Genomic DNA, 16906 nt, shown 5'->3' with positions numbered 1-16906 from the left:
CATCGCCGATGACGGCGGCCAGGCGGACGCGCGAGAGGGCGCGTACCCCACGACGGGTACGCGCCCTCTGCGGCCGGCGCCGCGCTGTGTGCGGCGGGCTCGAGGCGGTCAGCCGATGTGGAAGCTGTCGCCGTAGACCTTCCAGTCCAGCGGCGTGTTCAGGTGGAGGTTGTTCTTCTGCACGAAGACCCGCTGAGCGGTGTCGACCCGGCTCGTGTCCTCGTGCGCCTCCTCCTGCTTCATCGCCCAGACACGGGCGTCGAGGAACGCGTTGAGGTAGGTCTTCTCGTTGCCGCCCTGGGCCGGGGGCTTGGCCTTGGCCAGCGCCCGCTTACGGATGCTGCTGAAGCTGGTCGAGTCGCCGCCGTCGCCGTGCATCACGATGGCGTCGTAGTAGATGAACTGGCCCAGCACGCCGACACCGTCGCTCTTGCCACGGCTCACCGCCGGGTTGAAGTACACCCGGTCCCGCTCGTCGTTCTGCGCGGTCTTGAACGCGGAGTCCTCGGCCGCCTTCTTCCAGTCCTTCGTGAAGTTCGGGTCGAGGCCGGCGTGCGAGTCGCTGCCGTCGACATCGCGCAGCGCGGGGAGGTACTTGGCGAGGACGTTGCCCGGCTTGCGCTGGGTGTAGAGCTCGACCAGGTCGAGCATGTCGCCGGTGCCGGAACAGAACCCGATGATTCCGGCGGTGTAGCCGCGCCCGTCGCCTATGTCCTCGATGTACTTGTACTGGGCCTTCCAGTCCAGCGAGGAGTTCTCCGCGCTGGAGACGATCTTCATGGCGATTTCCTTCTTCGCCGGGTCGTCGAGGCCGACGGCGGCCGGGGCCACCGCGGTCGTGGACGGGCCGTCGCCCGCGTCCGAAGGGGAGTTGGCGGCGAAGGCGGTGGCGGGCACCGCGATCAGTGTCACGCCGAGTGCCACGCGGGGGAGGAACCTGAGCGGACTCTTGGCGCGCTTGTGGGGGGTGGGCACCGTGGCCTCCATGGGGAGTTCGTCGTTTCGTGTTCTGTTAGGAAGCTTTCCTATCAGAGCCGGGAACGACTCGTACACCCTTTCCTCGCAAGGAAATTCGACCCCGTGACGGGCCGTGGGCCCCGCAGTGGAAGACCCGCGAGGTCAGCGCCCCGGCCACGCCATGAGGTTGTTCAAGAGCTCCGCCTGCTCGATCGCGTCGTCCAGCCCGTGATGCGTGTGCCGCCTCTTGGAGTGGAGTTCGGGCGGCATGGTTCCCTTCGCGACCGCGCGCAGCGGAAGCCGAGCCTTGGTGGCGTACAGGGTCTTCATGTCGAAGCAGCCGGAGTGACCGAACGGGCTCGCACCGGTGAACCGGATCAGATACCAGTACAGGAACGTCCAGTCGTACGCGGCGGGGTAGCCGCACAACACCGGCTGCGCGCCGGTGGAGACCTCCCGCACCCAGGCGCCGAACTCGGCCATGGCGTCGCCCGGTTCGCAGCCCTCGGCGATCAGCCCGTCCCGGTCCAGTCCGCTCACCGCGAGCGCCTCGGGCACGAAGTTCTCGCTGATGGGCCGCAGTTCGCGGTAGAACGTCAACGCCTCCGGGTCGGCCGGCTCATAGCCGTCGGCGTCCTGGCGTCCTGCCACGGCGGCACCGAAGCTGATCATCGAGTAGGGACCGGGGATCGGGCCGTCCGCCTCGACGTCGACGGAGATGTAGAGGCTGGGTTTCACGCGTGGTGCCGTACGTCGTGCCATACCGGGAGCATCGCACCGGGGCGGCTGACAGCACATCCGCATTTACGGCGCACGCTAGGCACGGGCACGGGCTCCGCCCGGCGGGCCAATGGGGGCGGGAGCCGGTATCGGGGGCGTTGTCAGACCCCCGTGACATGCTCGGAAGCATGGATCACGAGCAGGTTTTCGCCGGTCTGGACAGCGTGCGCTGGGCCGAGCTGGAGCATGCGTACGGCGAAGCCGACGACCTCCCCGGCATGCTGCGTGCGCTCGCGGGCGACGACGAGCAGTCGGCCGAGGCGCTCGACGAGCTGTGGAGCAGCATCCTGCACCAGGGCACGGTGTACGCCGCCACCGTGCAGGCCGTGCCGTTCCTGGCGCAGCTGGCCGCGGCGGGGACACGGACCGTCGATCTGCTGGTCCTGCTCGGTGGCATAGCCGAGAGCGACGACGCGTACGGACTGCCCGACCCCGGCGCGTGCCGGGCGGCCGTCGCGTCCCAACTGCCTCTGATCCTGCCGCTGCTCGCGTCCGCGGACGCACGGGTGCGTCAGGCCGCGGTCTGGACGGCCGGCAGCACCGGTACCGCTTCCGCCGTTCCGCAGCTGCGCCGGCTGTGGGACGAGGAGACCGAACCGGGTGTCAGGGCGGAGGTGCTCGCGGCGCTGGTGCGGCTCGACCATCCGGATGCCGCGGATGCCGCCCGGGCGGCGATGGCACCCGGCGAACCCGCCGAGCTGCGGGTCGTCGCGGCCATGGCCTGCCTGGACGCCGGTCTGCCGTGGACACCCGCGCACCGGGACACGCTGGTGTCGCTGCTTCCCGCGGACCGGTATGTCGCAGGCCGCTTCGACCAGACACGCACCGAGCCGCTGCACCATGTGGTCGACACGCTGCTGCGGCGCGACACGGACCAGGACCGCTCCTCGGCGTACGAGTTGATCCGGGCGGCCCTCGCCGCCGGGGACCCCGAGGCCCGGAAGGAGGCGCTGTGGGCGGCCGAGCACGCCTGCATGATCTCCCGCAGCGCCCCGGGCCGGCTGGCTCCCTCGCTGCTGGCGCTGCTGAAGGGCGGGGAGCACACGGCCTCCCTGCTGCCCATCCTCGACAAGCTCGGCGTCCATGCGGAGCCTGCCGCCCCGGCGCTGGCCGCGATCGCGGCAGCGGGCGGCGACCTGGCGGACCGGGCACTCGCGGTGCTGGTGCGGGTCTCCCCGCACGAAGCCGCCCCGCTGCTCGCCCGCGACCTCCCCGACCGCTCGCGTGCGCTGGCGGCAGCGTGCGGGTTCCCCGTCAACCGCCCCGAGCGGGACATGCCTTACGCGCCGGAGCTGCTCAACGCCATCCGCATCCGGCTCACCGAGGACGAACTGGCGGGGAACGAACCGATATGGCTGACCGGCCTGTTGGCGGACTGGGGTGTACAAGCGGCGGCCGCCCTGCCCGAGCTGACCGCGGTGGTGGACCGCTTCCCGGCGGCCGTGCCCCGGGCGCTCGCGGCGGTCTGCCCACCGGACAGCCGCGACGCCACCGCGGACGTCCTGCGGCGGGCAGCCACCACGGGACCGCCGGAGGGCCGGTACGCGGCAGCCGACGCCCTGTGGAACCTGACCGGTGAGACGGGCCCGCTGGTGGACGAACTGCGGCGCCGGCTGGAGCAGAGCGCGGCGCCGGACGCCTGCCGGACCGCGGGCGCGCTCGGAGAGGAAGGCGCCTGTCTGGTCCCGCAGTTGCGCTCGGCCCTGACACCCGCGGGCCGAAAGCGCACCGTTCCCGAGCTCAACGCGGACATCCAGACGGCGCTCGCGCTGTGGCGGCTGACCGGAGAGGCGAAGGAGACGGTCGACGTGCTCGCAGGCGTCCTGGCCGAGGCTTCGGAGGGAACCTGGACGCGCTGGTCGCTCCGTGAGGCGGCCCTCGCGGCCGCACAGCTGGGCCCGGCGGCACAGGCGTTGACGCCCGCCCTGGAGGTTCTGCTGGACGACCCCTCCCATGCCCCGGCCGCGATCAGCGCCCTGAGGGCGATCAGCGGCGGGCCGGACCCTGTCCGTACGGCGGAGATACTGCTGACCTCCGTCGAACGGAACGCCGATGCCGACACAGCACTCGACGCCTTGGGCGCGCTCGGTCCCGAGGCGCTGACGCCCCCGGTCAGTGCCCGGCTGAAGGCGCTGGCGGAACGCGATCTGCGGGTCGTGACGTCGGGAGTGGAGCCGGGAATCGTCCCTGCGGACGAGCGGCTGAGGGAGCGCGCACGGAAGCTGCTCGGGGCCTGACGGCGCATCGGGGGCTTCCGGCGGGCGTCACGGGGGTGTCGGGCTCGGCCGCGGCGGACCGGGTACGGCCCGCCCCCCCCACGCGGTACTTCCGGGGGTGCCGCCGGCCCGGGTGCGGCTTCCTTGCGGATCGCCCCCCGGAACAACTTCCCCGGGGACCGCCCGCCCGGATGCGGCGCAAGCGCGGCCGGGTCAGATTCCCGGCTGCCAGTCGGGGCGCCGTCCGCTGAACCCGACGACCTGGTCGAGCAGCGGCGCATCGGCAGGGACGGCCACGACGGGGCCGAACGCGTCGCCACGAGCCTCCTCGTCCCCCGGAGCCGGCTTCATCATCGCGTACGACTCGCGCAGGCTCGCCTCGTCGCATGCGTACTTCTGTCCCGTGGACCGGGCCAGATCCCACCCGTGGACGACGAGCTCGTTCAGCGCCACGCGGCCGGCGATCGCGGCCGGGAAGGTGATTCCGCCGGCCTGTGTGTCCCCCTCCCACGCCTCCGGCACGGTCCACGCGTCGGCCAGCTCGTCCAGCCGCCGAGGCAGCACGTCCTGCCAGTCGTCGCCGAGGACGGGCCGCGAATCGCCGGGGCTCGAGGCGGTCAACGGGCCGAGGTCCTTGCGCGCTGCATCGCGGAAGGCGGTGGACAGCAGGACGACATGGGCCAGCAGCTCCCGCACGGCGTACTCGGGGCAGGGGGTCGGATCCCCGAGCCGCTCGTCCGGGATGCCGGCGATGAGCCGCGCCACGGCGTCGGTCGCGGGGCGGAGGTCGGGGGCGGAGGTCTGCGCTGTGGAGTCCATACAGGAGAGACCCGCCGGCACCCGGAAACTCATCGCGGCAGGGGCTGACCGACGGGTTCTCCTTGCCGACGGATCAGCCCCACGGCATTTCGGGCCGAGATGCGGCGTATGACCCTGCATGATCCCTTTGATCACACTGCCTGACAGTGAGGGAGAGGGGAGCGGTGATGACACGGGGAGCGACGGATTCGGCGCACGATCGGGGCCCGACGAAGCCGCCCTCCGGGACCTCGCGGCCGACGCTTGCGGGGCCGGACGGCCTGGAGCGGACACCCCTGGAGCGGCCGGACCTGGGGCCGAGGGACGTGGCGCCGCCGGACCTGGGGCCGAGGGACGTGGGGGCACACGCCGCCACGTTCACCGCCACGTTCAGGAGGGCCCCATGACGGCGGCGGCCCCCGAACAGGCCCCGGAAGAACCACCGGCGAAGAAGCGCTTCGTCTTCCCCAGCGCGCTGACCGTCCTCGCGGTGGTCACCGTCGCCGTCTGGGCGCTGGCCTTCCTGATCCCCTCGGGCCAGTACGACCGCGATGCCGACGGCGCTCCGATCGAGGGCACGTATCACCGCGTCGACAGCGGCCAGAGCTTCGTCGACCGCCTCAACGACCTGTTCCTCGCACCGGTCAACGGTCTCTACGGCATCCAGGACGCGAAGACCGGCGAGGTCGGCCCCGGTCTGGCCGGCGAACTGTACGGCAGCGCGGGCGTGTTCCTCTTCGTCCTCGCCATCGGCGCGTTCATCACCGTCGTGTTCGCCACCGGAGCGCTGGACCGCGGCATCGCCCGGCTCGCCCACCGGCTGCGCCACCGCGGGGCGCTCCTGATCGCCGGAGTCATGCTGGTCTTCTCCCTCCTCGGCACGGTGGAGGGTTTCGCCGAGGAGACGCTCGGCTTCTACGGGCTGATCGTGCCCCTCATGCTCGCCCTCGGCTACGACCGCATGGTGGCCACCGGCACGATCATCCTCGGCGCGGGCATCGGCGTGCTGTGCTCCACCGTGAACCCCTTCGCCACCGGCGTCGCCTCCTCCGCCGCGGACATCTCGCTCGGCGACGGCATCGTGCTGCGCGCGGTCATGTGGGTGGTGCTGACCGCGGTGACCATCGCGTACGTCATCCACTACGCGAAGCGGGTACAGAAGGACCCCGGGCGCTCGCTGTCCGGATTCCTCCCGGGCGACCGGGAGCACCGCGCGACCGGCACCACCGAGGAGCCGCCCGGCCTCACCGCCCTCCACCAGGCCGTCCTCGTGGTCGTGACGCTGGTCTTCGCCTTCATGATCTTCTCGGTGGTCCCCTGGTCCAGCGCCCTGACCGGCAAGGCCGACGCCGAGCCGTACGGCTTCGAGCTGGGCTGGTCCTTCCCCGAACTGGCGGCCATGTTCCTGGTCGCCGCGGTCGTGGTCGGACTGGTCGCACGCTTCGGCGAGCAGAAGCTGAGCTCCACGATCATCCAGGGCGCGGCCGACTTCATCTCCCCGGCGCTCGTCATCGTGCTGGCACGCGGGGTCACGGTGATCATGAACAACTCGAAGGTCACGGACACGGTCCTGCACTCGATCGAGGGCGTCGTGCAGGGCACCTCGTCGGGCCTGTTCGCCGTCATCGTCTTCATCGTGAACCTGCCCCTGGCCTTCCTGATCCCCTCCACCTCGGGCCATGCCACCCTCGCGATGCCGATCCTCGCCCCGCTGGCGGACTTCGCGGGCGTCTCGCGCGCGGTGGTCGTGACGGCCTGGCAGTCCGCGAGCGGCTGGATGAACCTGTGGGTGCCGACCACGGCGGTCACGATCGGCGGCGTGGCGCTGGCGAAGGTGGGCTACAACACGTACCTGCGGTTCGTGGCGCCGCTGCTGGGGATCCTGTTCATCCTGATCTGCGGCTTCGTGTGGGCGGGCGCGGTGATGACGTGACCGCTCGCCCGGGGGCCGGTCCGTGTCCTAGAACGAGGTCTCGCGCACACTCGCCCGGTCCGACGGCTCCGTCGTCGCCGTGACCTCCGAGCGCTGCCGCTCGGCGGCGAACGTCACCGTCAGCGTCTCCGGGGCGCTCTGCGTCGTACTCGCCGTGAAGCCCTGGTTCGGCACCGCCGAGATCAGACACACGCCGCCGCTGCCGTAGCGCACCGTGGCCCTGCCGCCCCGCGACGAGATGGTGTGCACACCGGAGCCGCCCTCCTGGCAGCCCTGGTTCCCCGCCGGGTTCGTGTCGGAGGGCGGATCCTGCGGACTCGGCGTCGCGCGCGGTGTGGGCGGCCGCGACTCCCGCGGTTTGTCGGCCGTCTTCGTCGGTGTCGGCTCCGGCTGCCGCCGGGAAGCGCTCGGAGAGGGTGTGGGGCTCGGGGAGCGGGAGGGGCGCGCCGAGGGCGTCGGGGAGGTGGCGAAGCCCTCGGGTGCCGACTGCGCCACCGGCGCCGTGGGCCTGGTCGAGCCGACCACGAAGTGGACCGTGAATATCACGGCCGTGACGCTGGCTGTCGTGCACGACAGCCAGATGAGCAGATAGCGCAGGTACCGGGGCACCGCACCATAGTGGCGGACCGGCTAACGTTCCTGCCCATGGCCTCCGTACTTGTCGTCGAGGACGACCCTGTGATCCGTGCCGCACTGACCGAGGTCCTCAGTGCGCACGGGTATGCGATCAAGACCGCTCACCAGGGTTTCGAAGCGCTGCGCGAGGTCACCCAGGGCCCGCCGGACATCGTCGTGCTCGACCTCGGACTCCCCGATCTGGACGGTCTCGACGTGCTGCGGATGATCCGCGGGATCTCCCGGGTGCCGGTGCTCGTCGCCACGGCCCGCGACGACGACCGGGAGGTCATCAGGCTCCTCAACGCGGGGGCCGACGACTACATGGTCAAGCCGTTCTCCGGCGGGCAGCTCGCCGCCCGGATCGCCGCCGTGCTGCGGCGGTCGGCGCCCGATGCGAACCGTGACCGGGAACCCGTCCTCCAGGTCGCCGACCTGCGCATCGACACACTCGCCCGCACCGTGCACCTCGCCGACCGCGAGCTCTCCCTCACCCGGCGCGAGTTCGACCTGCTCGCCTACCTCGCGGCCAACGCCGACCAGGTCATGTCCCGTACGCGCATACTGTCCGAGGTGTGGCAGCAGCCGTATCTGGAGGACCAGACGGTCGACGTCCACCTCTCCTCGCTGCGCAGAAAGCTGGGCGAGAAGGCCTCGCAGCCCCGCTACCTCCACACCGTGCGCGGCATCGGGATCAAGCTGGTCAGCGCGCCATGAGACGCGCCCTCGCAGGAATCGCCCTCGCCGTGACCACGATGGTCGCGCTGTCCTTCCTCATCCCGCTGGCCCTGCTCGTACGCGAACAGGCCCGGGACCGGGTCACCACCGCCGCCGAACAGCGGGCGGCCGCCCTCTCGCCGGTGCTCGCCCTGACGACGAAGCCGGCCGATGTGCAGCAGGCCGTCTCGGGCCTGGGCTCCGACGACCAACTGGCCGTACGGCTCCCGGACGGCGATCTCGTCGGCACGGTGCACGCTCCGAGGCAGGCCCTGGAACGGGCCGTGAGCAAGCGCGAGACGCTGGCGATGAACACCGCCGACGGCTGGATCTACCTACAGCCCGTGGTCCTCGCCGAGGACCGGGTCGCCGTGGTCGAGTCGTACGTGCCCGGCGCGGATCTGACCCGCGGAGTGTGGGCGTCGTGGGGCGTGATGGCGCTGCTGGCCATCGGTCTGGTGGGCGGCTCGGTGCTGGTCGCCGACCGGCTGGGCGCGCGGGTGGTCCGCTCGTCGCGGAGCCTGAAGAGCGCGTCACTGGCGCTGGGGTCCGGCGACCTCGACGTACGGGTGGATCCGGACGGACCGCCGGAACTGCAGGAAGCCGGCGCGGCGTTCAACCACATGGCCGACCGTGTCGTCCAACTGCTCGCCATCGAGCGGGAGATGGTCGCCGACCTCTCCCACCGGCTCAGGACGCCGCTGACCGCGCTGTACCTGGAGGTGGACCTCATCAGGGGGTCACCCGGCGCCGGACGGATCACCGCGGCCGTCGAACAGCTCGAGACCGAACTCGACTCGATCATCACGGCGGCCCGGACCCCGCTGGCCGCCGGCCAGGCGGGCGGAGCGGCGCCGTCGCGATCGTCGGAGCTGGCCGAAGTGGTCGCGATGCGGCTCGACTTCTGGTCCGTGCTGGCGGCTCAGCAGGAGCGGCTGTGCGAGCGTTCCTTCACCCCGCGGCGTACTCCGGTCCGCTTCCCGGAGGACGATCTCGCCGCCGTCGTCGACGCGCTGATCGGCAATGTCTTCCGGCACACCCCGCAGGGCACGGCCTTCGCCGTACGGGTGGAGCGCGACGACCGCAGCGTGCGACTGACGGTGGACGACGCGGGACCGGGCTTCGCGGACCCGGAGGCCGCGCTCACCCGGGGGGTCAGCGTCGGCGGTTCCACGGGGCTCGGCCTGGACATCGTGGCCAGGGCGGCCCGTGACGCGGGCGGGGAGCTGGAGATAGCGCGGGGACCGATGGGGGGCGGGCGGGTACGGGTGTCGTTCGCGCTGGCGGACGCGGGGGAGTAGCTCAGCGGAACCGGCGGGCGCCGAGGTGCCGACCGGGTCCGGTCAGCGGCGGGCGCCGAAGTTCTGGGTCCACCAGGGGCCGCCGTCGCCGACGTGGACGCCGACGCCTATCTCCTTGAACGAGCAGTTCAGTATGTTCGCGCGGTGGCCGGGGCTGTTCATCCACGAGTCCATGACCGAGGCGGCGTCCGACTGGCCGCGGGCTATGTTCTCGCCCAGCGTGGACCAGGCGTATCCGGCGGCCTCGACCCGGCTGGTCATGGTGGATCCGTCGGGGCCGGTGTGGGACATCACGCCGCTCGCGGCCATGGTGTCGCTGTAGTCGTCGGCGGCCTTGGTCAGCTGCGCGTTCGCGGTCAGGGGCGAGCAACCGGCGGACGCGCGCTCCTTGTTGACGAGGGCGAGGACCTGCGCCTCGGCGCCGTTCGAGCTGCCGCCGTCCGAATCGCCCGAGCCGCCGGACCCGGAGCCGGACCCACCGGACACCGGGCCCGACGCACGCCCTCCGCCGCTGCCGCCCGTGCCCTTGGCGCTCTTCGCGTTGGTCTTCGGGGCGGTCGTGGGGGTCTTCTTCGCCTTGGGCTTGACCGGCACACTCGCGGTCGGGCTCGGCGTGGCCGACGGACTGGGACTCGCGGACGCGGACGGCGAGGCCGAGGCGCTGCCGGTGGTGTCCTCGCCGGCGGTCGTGTCCGGAGCGGCATCGGCGGCGCTGGTCGTCACGCGCTCCCCCTTGCCGCCCTCGTCCCCGCCACCGGTGAGCAGGGTGGCCCCGACGCCGGCCGTGACGGTGAGCGCGCCCAGTGCCAGGACGAGGTTCCGCTTGCCGGGCCCGTCCTTGCGGCGGGCATGGGAGCGGGATCGAGCGGCACGGTGGGAACTCATGCGTCAGGCACCTCGTCGGTTCGGCGAGCCGGTAACCCCGGTAGGCGCGCGGACGCGCCCACCGGGACTGTGGGGGGTTGCCGAGAGAGCCTATGGCGGACGGGGGCCGGGGAGGGGGCCCGGAAGGGCTTCTTCAACAAGCCCTAAGAAAGCCATAAGACTTCGATCGGGTGGGTGGGGGGGTGGGGAGGTCGCGTGCTTCACTCGGGCGGATGTGCTTCTGCCCATGACGGGCGGGCCGTGGCGTCGTCTCCGACCTTGATCATGTGCACCCCTGTTCGCAGGACGCAGGCGCGGTTCCTTCGTTTGCGGACGTGATTCCGGCGGCCCGGCAACTGCAGCGAGTCTCCACAACATCGTTGATATTCGCGGCCGTTGATGCAGATCGGGGCGGGGGCAACGATGACGTTCGTTCGAGATGTGCGCGCGCACATCTCGAAACACCTGGACTTCTCGAAGAAGTTGCACGCGAAGGACGAGGCGCAGATCGCTGCCTTGCTGAGGCGGCGGGACGGTTCAGCGGTGCCGGCGTCCGAGATATCGAAGTACGTCGAGTAAGCGGGGGGCGGGGCAGCTCGGTCAAGCACGACGACCTGGGTGCCTCCGCCCCCAATGGCGACGCTCGCCCGATGCCCGATGCCCGATGCCCGATGCCCGACGACCCGGGGCGCGGGGGCGGGCGTACGGATCCCGGGCGGGAACAGCAGGAAGGCCGGTAGAGGTCCATCAATGAACAGCATCAGTGGTGATCCCTCTCGCGAGCGGTCCGCCCGTCGCCGTGTGAGGGTCCTCGGCGTCGTGGTGCCGGCGGTCATGGCCTGCGTTGCCGCGGCAGTCGGAGGGTTCGTGTACCTCGCCGACGATGGGTCGTCGGACCGGGCGGACGATGAGATGACCTGCTGCTGGGAAAGCGGAGCCACTCCTGCGTGGATGAGCGAGCAGATCGGCATCCGCATCCCGAAGGCGGCTTCGGATCGGCGGGCCGGATACAAGACCGGCAGCCGCCACGACACGGGACTGCTCGTCTTCACCCTCCCCAGCCGGGAGGCGGATGCGTACACGTCCCGGCTGATTCGGCCGGGTACCAAGATGATCCGGAACTTTCATCCCGAGGAGAGGGGTTACCGCCCGGCGGCCGCCTTCGCCCACCTCGAGCTGCCGGAGCCGGAGATCTTCGTCGAAGGGCTGCGGCGGGTGAGCCTCTGCCCTGATGACCTCAAGACCTCCGAGGGCCGGTACCTGCGCCGTTGCGTCGACCTCTTCGCGCACGAATTCACGCCTGGCAGTACCCGTATCTACGTCAGGTCGACGATTGAGCCGGGGCTGACGCCGCCTCCGGCGACCGGCGCGTAACAGAGGCGCTGGTGGTCCACGCCTCGGGAAGTCGAGTCCCGGTCATCGCCATCTCGGGCCGTCCCACCCCCTTGTGAGCGGCCCCCGACTGTGGCATATAGGTCTGGACCATTGCCCGTCGTCCGCGGAGGCCCGACCGTGCAACGTCCCCCCACCATCGCCGCGTTGACCTGTGCGGCCGCACTGCTCCTCACGGCCTGCGGCGGCGAGGAGAAGGACACCACCAGTCCGAGCACCCCCTCCGGCGTCAGCGCGCAGGCGGGCAGTGCCACATCCGTCCATGTCATGTGGCAGCACGCCACCGACGACACCGCCGTCACCGGATACGAGGTCTTCCAGAAGGGCACCAAGGTCAAGTCGCTGCCGGCCACCAAGCAGATGGTGGACATCGACCGGCTCGCGCCGAAGACCGCGTACAGCTTCACCGTGCGGGCGCGTGATGCCGCCGGGAACCTGTCGAAGGCGAGCGCCGCGATCGCCGTCACCACTCCGGCCCCCACCCCGGAGGACAAGAAGGCGCCCACACGGCCGGCCACGCTGAAGGGGAAGGTCGACGGAGGCCGGGCGGTGAGCCTCAGTTGGGGGCAGTCCGCGGACGACGTCGAGGTCACCTCGTACGACATCTATCAGGAGGACACCCGTATCCACAGCGTGTCCGGTACCGAGACGACCGCCCGGGTGACGGGGCTGCGGCCGGGGACGGTGTACACGTTCACCGTGCGCGCCCGCGACGCGGCGGAGAACTCGTCGCCCGACAGCACCGCCGTCGACCTCACCACTCCTGCCGCGCCCGGCAAGGGCCCGAGCACCGCTCCCACGGGCCTCAGGGCGACGGCCCGCAAGGGCAGCATCGGCCTCACCTGGACCCCGCCCGACACCGGAGGGGAGCCGGTGGAGGCCCACGAGTTGTACCTCAACGGGAAGCCGGCCACGACGATCGTATGGGGCACGATGCCGACAGGGCCGACGGCGACGTACACGATGACGGTCACCGACAAGCCGGGCACGCGCTACAGCATCAAGCTGCGGGCGAAGCTGCCGGACGGGAAGTGGGGGGACTTCTCGGCGCAGCGGACGGTGGTGGTGCGGTAGGGACGGCCGCGCTCGGCACAATGGTGTCGGCCCCGCCCGCCCTCACCAGCCGAAAGGCCTCACCCCCGTGAACACCCCCGCCGCCCCCGCCCACCGCGTCCAGATCGAGTACTGCACCCAGTGCCGCTGGCTTCCCCGTGCCGCGTGGCTGGCGCAGGAGTTGCTCACCACCTTCGAGGCCGAGTTGGACGAGCTGGCTCTCAAGCCCGGGACCGGTGGGGTGTTCGTCGTGCGGGTCGACGGTGACGTCGTGTGGGACCGGCGTGAGCACGGGTTTCCCGAGCCGACCGCCGTCAAGCGGCTCGTGCGGGACCGGGTGGCGCCCGGGCGGACGCTCGGGCACTCCGACAGGTCGGCGGAGTAGGCGGTCGATCCCGGGCACAGCGACGCCCCCGGTGCTGTGCGGTACCGGGGGCGTCGATGAAGCCAAGAGGATCAGCCGCGGAGCTGCTCGTACGCCGACAGCGTCAGGAAGTCCTCGTAGTCCTCGTCCAGCGCCACCCTCAGCAGCAGGTCGTGCGCCTGCTGCCAGTTGCCGGACTCGAAGGCCTCATCGCCCAACTCGGAGCGGATCGCGGCCAGTTCCTCCGCCGCGACCTTGCGGGCCAGCTCCGGCGTGGCCCGCTCGCCGTTCTCGAAGACCACGCCCGCGTTGATCCACTGCCAGATCTGCGAGCGGGAGATCTCCGCGGTGGCCGCGTCCTCCATCAGGTTGAAGATGGCGACCGCGCCCAGGCCGCGCAGCCAGGCCTCGATGTAACGGATGCCGACCTGGACGGCGTTGCGCAGGCCGTCGTACGTCGGCTTGGCGTCGAGGGAGTCGATCGCGATCAGGTCGCCGGGAGCCACCGATACGTCCTCGCGCAGCCGGTCCTTCTGATTGGGCTTGGTGCCGAGGACCGCGTCGAAGGAGGCCATCGCGATCGGGACCAGGTCCGGGTGCGCGACCCAGGAACCGTCGAAGCCGTCGCCCGCCTCGCGGTCCTTGTCGGCCTTGACCTTCTCGAAGGCGACCTTGTTGACCTCGGCGTCGCGCCGGGACGGGATGAACGCCGCCATGCCGCCGATGGCGTGCGCGCCGCGCTTGTGGCAGGTGCGGACGAGCAGTTCGGTGTAGGCGCGCATGAACGGCGCCGTCATCGTCACCGCGTTGCGGTCCGGCAGCACGAACTTCTCGCCGCCGTCACGGAAGTTCTTGACGATCGAGAAGAGGTAGTCCCAGCGGCCCGCGTTCAACCCCGAGGCGTGGTCGCGCAGTTCGTAGAGGATCTCCTCCATCTCGTACGCGGCGGTGATCGTCTCGATGAGCACGGTCGCGCGCACGGTGCCCTGCGGAACGCCGACGTAGTCCTGGGCGAAGACGAAGATGTCGTTCCAGAGGCGGGCCTCCAGGTGGGACTCCGTCTTCGGCAGATAGAAGTACGGACCCTTGCCCAGGCCGAGCAGCCGCTTGGCGTTGTGGAAGAAGTAGAGGCCGAAGTCGACCAGCGCACCGGGGACCGGGCGGCCGTCGAGCTGGAGGTGGCGCTCGTCGAGGTGCCAGCCGCGGGGGCGCATCACGACGGTCGCGAGCTCGTCGGCGGGCTTGAGGGCGTACGACTTCCCGGACTTCGGGTCGGTGAAGTCGATGCGGCGCTCGTAGGCGTCGATCAGATTGAGCTGGCCGAGGACCACGTTCTCCCAGGTGGGAGCGGAAGCGTCCTCGAAGTCGGCGAGCCAGACCCTGGCGCCCGAGTTGAGGGCGTTGATGGTCATCTTGCGGTCGGTCGGACCGGTGATCTCCACGCGGCGGTCGTTCAGCGCCGCGGGTGCCGGGGCGACCTTCCAGGAGTCGTCCGCGCGGATGGCGGCCGTGTCCGGGAGGAAGTCCAGGGTGGAGGTGCGGGCGATCTCGGCGCGGCGTTCACCGCGGCGGGCGAGCAGTTCGTCACGCCGGGGCGTGAACCGCCGGTGCAGCTCGGCCACGAAGGTGAGTGCCGCGTCCGTGAGGACCTCTTCCTGCCGGGGCAGGGGCTCGGCTTCGACGATGGCCAGCGGGGACGGCGCTGGTGCGGACATGAGCTGTCACTTCCTTCAGCGGGCGATGCCTGACGGCCGCCGGGCGCAGGGGTACGGCACTCGGTGCCGCAAGAGCCGAGATGCGGTCGCGGGCGCTTGTGTGGAGTCGGGCGCTTCTGACCAGTGGATAGTAGTTTCCTCATGGTGGAAGTTCAATGGTTTGTTGATATCGAGATTCTCCGGGTCGACAGACCATGGCTCTGAGTGCCACGCCGTTCACTCAAGGTGTGCCGTCCGCCCCGGTCGTGCCGACGGCAGATGGCGTGCCGGTCATTCAAGGTGCGCCAGATCCTCCGTCGTGTCGATGTCGTACGCCTTCGCGATGTCGCCGCACTCGATGAGTTCGATCGCGTCGGCGTGTTCCCTCAGATACGCGCGGGCGCCGCGATCGCCCACCGCGCTCGCCGCGATCGCCTTCCAGTGATCCGCCCCGAAGAGCACCGGATGCCCGCGTTCCCCGTCGTACGAAGCGGCGACGAGCGCGTCCCGGGACCGGTACGCGGCCCGGACCCGCGCCACCGCGGGCGCGCCGATCCCCGGCTGGTCCACCAGGCAGACGAGCGCGGCGTCGGCGTCCGTCGCCGACAGGGACTCCAGTCCGGTGCGCAGCGACGACCCCATGCCCTCCTGCCAGTCCGCGTTGTCGACGACGACGCAGCGGGACAGATCGGCCTCCTGCCGTACGTGCTCGGCCGCCGCGCCGAGGACCACGTGCACGGGGTCGCAGCCGCCCTCGCGCAGCACCCGTACCGCGTGCTCCACCAGCGGCCGCCCGCGATGCGACAACAGTGCCTTCGGGCGACCGCCGAGGCGCCGCCCGCCGCCCGCGGCGAGCAGCAGTCCGGCGACGACGGGTTCATTCGATGCGTGTGCCATGAGGACTCCCTACCTCAAATATGGGCGAAGCGCTGGGCGTCCGGTACTCCGGCGTCCCCCGCTGGAGTTCGCCGTGACGGACGCGAGTCGATGAGAGGGTGCGCCCCTCGCGCGCCTCCACCGCGACCCACCCGCAGGCGCGGCATCCGCGGGCGGTCCACGCGCAGGGGCGGCGCCCGCGGGCGGTCCACGCGCAGGGGCCGGTGGCCGCGCCCACGCCGCAGTACGGCTGTCCGCCGCGGCGGCACGCGATCGGCGTGCCCACAGGTCACCTCGCGCCCGCCACGGCAAGGAAGAAGTCCGGTCGCGATCCGGCCATCGCCGTCGTCGCCACCGCCGTGCTCGGCACGCTTGCCCGCGGCGGAGTGTTCCTGGCGCTCTCCGGCCGGAACGACGACAAGGAACCGGGCGGCGCGGCGCCATCGACCCCGTACGGCCGACGTCCTGAATTCGGTCCGTGCGGTGGCGCGCACGGACCCGCATGGCGTTAACTTGCCCGCGACCCTGGGTGTCCGGCCGACGACGGTCGGTCAGAGGCCGGCACAACGACGTGCGAGGGGGAGAGCTTTGTTGCGGAGCGTGGGGCAGACGCGGGTGACAGGGAGCGGCGAGGATCCGAGAACGACGGCGCTGCGCGCTGCCGTTGCCCGGCTCCGCCGTGAACTCGCCGGTCACCCGGCGGAGTTCTCCGACCGGGACATCGCCGAGGACGAACTCGCCGTGCTGGCGGCGATGGTCGCGGCCGGGGACCCGGAGATCCCCCGGATGCGGCGGTCGCTGCTGCTGATCGCCGGGGCGATCGGTTCGGTGAGCGCGCTGGCGCCGGCGCTGATGCAGGTACGCAACGCGATGGACGTCTTCGGCGAGGTGCCGCGCTAGACACTGCCGGGTACGGCTCGCCTCGCCCCGTGCCCCGCCCCGCACGGCGCGGGTGCGCGGCAGGACCCGCACCGGTAACGCAGCCGCCTCCGGCCGGCCTCCTCGCCCGGCCGGAGGCGGTGTCACTTCACGAGCAGGTGCAGAATCGTGACCACGGCGATGCCGACGAGCAGTGCGGTGCCGACCGCGGGGTGAAGGAACGCGATGTACGTCGCGCCGGCGCCGGCGAGCATCAGGACGGCGGTCCGTGTGTCGAGGCCGTTCATCGGCGAATCCCCCTGACCTCGTCGGAACCTGCTCCGCCGCGGGTGGTGCGGACTTGGGGCGTCGGCATGCTGATCTCCCTCTCCGTGCCGTCGGCTGTACGGCACGGGAACACGGTGCCGCCGGATCGGACGGTTCGGACTTGTCCGGGGTGTTCTCGCAGGTAAGGTCCGGAAAACGGT

General features: G+C 71.2%; 18 protein-coding genes. 9 read left to right on the top strand and 9 right to left on the bottom strand.

Annotation, left to right across the window (positions count from 1 at the left end):
- Positions 1–108: 108 nt before the first annotated feature.
- Together ACFWU3_RS10650 and ACFWU3_RS10645 are read right to left on the bottom strand one after the other, a co-directional pair.
- On the bottom strand, positions 109–975 hold the full coding sequence (locus ACFWU3_RS10650) for a chitosanase (RefSeq protein WP_384434222.1): 867 nt from the start codon (positions 973–975) through the stop codon (positions 109–111).
- 144 nt (positions 976–1119) lie between these two features.
- A complete protein-coding gene (locus tag ACFWU3_RS10645; RefSeq protein WP_384434219.1) occupies positions 1120–1719 on the bottom strand; it encodes an exonuclease in 600 nt (199 codons plus the stop codon).
- Between the two features lie 146 nt (positions 1720–1865).
- Between ACFWU3_RS10645 and ACFWU3_RS10640 the strand changes: the two genes are divergently transcribed.
- Entirely contained in the window at positions 1866–3974 is a 2109-nt protein-coding gene (locus ACFWU3_RS10640) for a HEAT repeat domain-containing protein (protein WP_384434216.1), read from the top strand.
- A 192-nt stretch (positions 3975–4166) separates the two neighbouring features.
- Here the strand turns inward: ACFWU3_RS10640 and ACFWU3_RS10635 are convergent, their stop codons facing one another.
- Complete coding sequence (locus ACFWU3_RS10635; protein WP_384434213.1) at positions 4167–4772, bottom strand: TIGR03086 family metal-binding protein; 606 nt, start codon at positions 4770–4772, stop codon at positions 4167–4169.
- 382 nt (positions 4773–5154) lie between these two features.
- Between ACFWU3_RS10635 and ACFWU3_RS10630 the strand changes: the two genes are divergently transcribed.
- Positions 5155–6684 carry a YfcC family protein gene (locus ACFWU3_RS10630; protein ID WP_384434210.1) on the top strand — a complete coding sequence of 510 codons (1530 nt, stop codon included), beginning with the start codon at positions 5155–5157 and terminating at the stop codon, positions 6682–6684.
- A 27-nt stretch (positions 6685–6711) separates the two neighbouring features.
- Here ACFWU3_RS10630 and ACFWU3_RS10625 read toward each other — a convergent pair whose 3' ends face one another.
- On the bottom strand, positions 6712–7293 hold the full coding sequence (locus ACFWU3_RS10625) for a hypothetical protein (RefSeq protein ID WP_384434208.1): 582 nt from the start codon (positions 7291–7293) through the stop codon (positions 6712–6714).
- 36 nt (positions 7294–7329) lie between these two features.
- Between ACFWU3_RS10625 and ACFWU3_RS10620 the strand changes: the two genes are divergently transcribed.
- Together ACFWU3_RS10620 and ACFWU3_RS10615 are read left to right on the top strand one after the other, a co-directional pair.
- Complete coding sequence (locus tag ACFWU3_RS10620) at positions 7330–8016, top strand: response regulator transcription factor (protein WP_384434205.1); 687 nt, start codon at positions 7330–7332, stop codon at positions 8014–8016.
- Complete coding sequence (locus ACFWU3_RS10615; protein ID WP_384434202.1) at positions 8013–9317, top strand: ATP-binding protein; 1305 nt, start codon at positions 8013–8015, stop codon at positions 9315–9317. Before ACFWU3_RS10620 ends, ACFWU3_RS10615 begins: the two co-directional genes overlap by 4 nt.
- Before the next feature lie 42 nt (positions 9318–9359).
- Here the strand turns inward: ACFWU3_RS10615 and ACFWU3_RS10610 are convergent, their stop codons facing one another.
- The gene (locus ACFWU3_RS10610) at positions 9360–10202 is read right to left on the bottom strand and encodes a CAP domain-containing protein (protein ID WP_384434199.1); all 843 of its coding nucleotides are present in this window, start codon (positions 10200–10202) and stop codon (positions 9360–9362) included.
- Positions 10203–10402: 200 nt separating this feature from the next.
- Positions 10403–10942: a hypothetical protein gene (locus tag ACFWU3_RS10605; RefSeq protein WP_384434311.1), complete on the bottom strand. Its 540-nt coding sequence runs from the start codon at positions 10940–10942 to the stop codon at positions 10403–10405.
- A gap of 190 nt (positions 10943–11132) precedes the next feature.
- On the opposite strand from ACFWU3_RS10605, the gene ACFWU3_RS10600 reads away from it, so the two are divergent.
- From ACFWU3_RS10600 to ACFWU3_RS10590, 3 genes are all read left to right on the top strand, one after another.
- A complete protein-coding gene (locus ACFWU3_RS10600) occupies positions 11133–11555 on the top strand; it encodes a hypothetical protein (protein WP_384434196.1) in 423 nt (140 codons plus the stop codon).
- Positions 11556–11693: 138 nt separating this feature from the next.
- Complete coding sequence (locus tag ACFWU3_RS10595; RefSeq protein WP_384434193.1) at positions 11694–12647, top strand: fibronectin type III domain-containing protein; 954 nt, start codon at positions 11694–11696, stop codon at positions 12645–12647.
- Between the two features lie 67 nt (positions 12648–12714).
- A complete protein-coding gene (locus ACFWU3_RS10590) occupies positions 12715–13011 on the top strand; it encodes a SelT/SelW/SelH family protein (protein WP_384434190.1) in 297 nt (98 codons plus the stop codon).
- Positions 13012–13082: 71 nt separating this feature from the next.
- Here the strand turns inward: ACFWU3_RS10590 and aceB are convergent, their stop codons facing one another.
- Both aceB and ACFWU3_RS10580 read right to left on the bottom strand, forming a co-directional pair.
- Positions 13083–14705 carry a malate synthase A gene (aceB, locus tag ACFWU3_RS10585; RefSeq protein WP_384434187.1) on the bottom strand — a complete coding sequence of 541 codons (1623 nt, stop codon included), beginning with the start codon at positions 14703–14705 and terminating at the stop codon, positions 13083–13085.
- A 270-nt stretch (positions 14706–14975) separates the two neighbouring features.
- Positions 14976–15581 (bottom strand): NTP transferase domain-containing protein, encoded by a 606-nt coding sequence (locus ACFWU3_RS10580; protein ID WP_384434184.1) that lies wholly within the window; start codon positions 15579–15581, stop codon positions 14976–14978.
- A 98-nt stretch (positions 15582–15679) separates the two neighbouring features.
- Here ACFWU3_RS10580 and ACFWU3_RS10575 point away from each other — a divergent pair, with 98 nt between their 5' ends.
- Positions 15680–16072, top strand: coding sequence for a hypothetical protein (locus tag ACFWU3_RS10575; RefSeq protein WP_384434182.1), 393 nt, complete (start codon positions 15680–15682; stop codon positions 16070–16072).
- 76 nt (positions 16073–16148) lie between these two features.
- Positions 16149–16460 carry a DUF5955 family protein gene (locus tag ACFWU3_RS10570; protein ID WP_384434180.1) on the top strand — a complete coding sequence of 104 codons (312 nt, stop codon included), beginning with the start codon at positions 16149–16151 and terminating at the stop codon, positions 16458–16460.
- 122 nt (positions 16461–16582) lie between these two features.
- Here the strand turns inward: ACFWU3_RS10570 and ACFWU3_RS10565 are convergent, their stop codons facing one another.
- The gene (locus ACFWU3_RS10565; RefSeq protein WP_384434177.1) at positions 16583–16726 is read right to left on the bottom strand and encodes a hypothetical protein; all 144 of its coding nucleotides are present in this window, start codon (positions 16724–16726) and stop codon (positions 16583–16585) included.
- Between the last annotated feature and the right edge of the window lie 180 nt (positions 16727–16906).

The organism is Streptomyces sp. NPDC058685 (assembly GCF_042714725.1).
Taxonomy (GTDB): Bacteria; Actinomycetota; Actinomycetes; order Streptomycetales; family Streptomycetaceae; genus Streptomyces.
The sequence above is the reverse complement of the archived record's forward strand: the minus strand, read 5'-3'. Positions and strand labels throughout refer to the sequence as shown.

What these genes read in the sequence shown, in the direction of transcription:
- ACFWU3_RS10645 (WP_384434219.1), bottom strand. Translation starts at nt 1,719, where the DNA reads ATGGCACGACGTACGGCACCACGCGTGAAACCCAGCCTCTACATCTCC.
- ACFWU3_RS10640 (WP_384434216.1), top strand. Translation starts at nt 1,866, where the DNA reads ATGGATCACGAGCAGGTTTTCGCCGGTCTGGACAGCGTGCGCTGGGCC.
- ACFWU3_RS10635 (WP_384434213.1), bottom strand. Translation starts at nt 4,772, where the DNA reads ATGGACTCCACAGCGCAGACCTCCGCCCCCGACCTCCGCCCCGCGACC.
- ACFWU3_RS10630 (WP_384434210.1), top strand. Translation starts at nt 5,155, where the DNA reads ATGACGGCGGCGGCCCCCGAACAGGCCCCGGAAGAACCACCGGCGAAG.
- ACFWU3_RS10620 (WP_384434205.1), top strand. Translation starts at nt 7,330, where the DNA reads ATGGCCTCCGTACTTGTCGTCGAGGACGACCCTGTGATCCGTGCCGCA.
- ACFWU3_RS10615 (WP_384434202.1), top strand. Translation starts at nt 8,013, where the DNA reads ATGAGACGCGCCCTCGCAGGAATCGCCCTCGCCGTGACCACGATGGTC.
- ACFWU3_RS10610 (WP_384434199.1), bottom strand. Translation starts at nt 10,202, where the DNA reads ATGAGTTCCCACCGTGCCGCTCGATCCCGCTCCCATGCCCGCCGCAAG.
- ACFWU3_RS10605 (WP_384434311.1), bottom strand. Translation starts at nt 10,942, where the DNA reads ATGCTGTTCATTGATGGACCTCTACCGGCCTTCCTGCTGTTCCCGCCC.
- ACFWU3_RS10600 (WP_384434196.1), top strand. Translation starts at nt 11,133, where the DNA reads ATGAGCGAGCAGATCGGCATCCGCATCCCGAAGGCGGCTTCGGATCGG.
- aceB (WP_384434187.1), bottom strand. Translation starts at nt 14,705, where the DNA reads ATGTCCGCACCAGCGCCGTCCCCGCTGGCCATCGTCGAAGCCGAGCCC.
- ACFWU3_RS10580 (WP_384434184.1), bottom strand. Translation starts at nt 15,581, where the DNA reads ATGGCACACGCATCGAATGAACCCGTCGTCGCCGGACTGCTGCTCGCC.
- ACFWU3_RS10565 (WP_384434177.1), bottom strand. Translation starts at nt 16,726, where the DNA reads ATGAACGGCCTCGACACACGGACCGCCGTCCTGATGCTCGCCGGCGCC.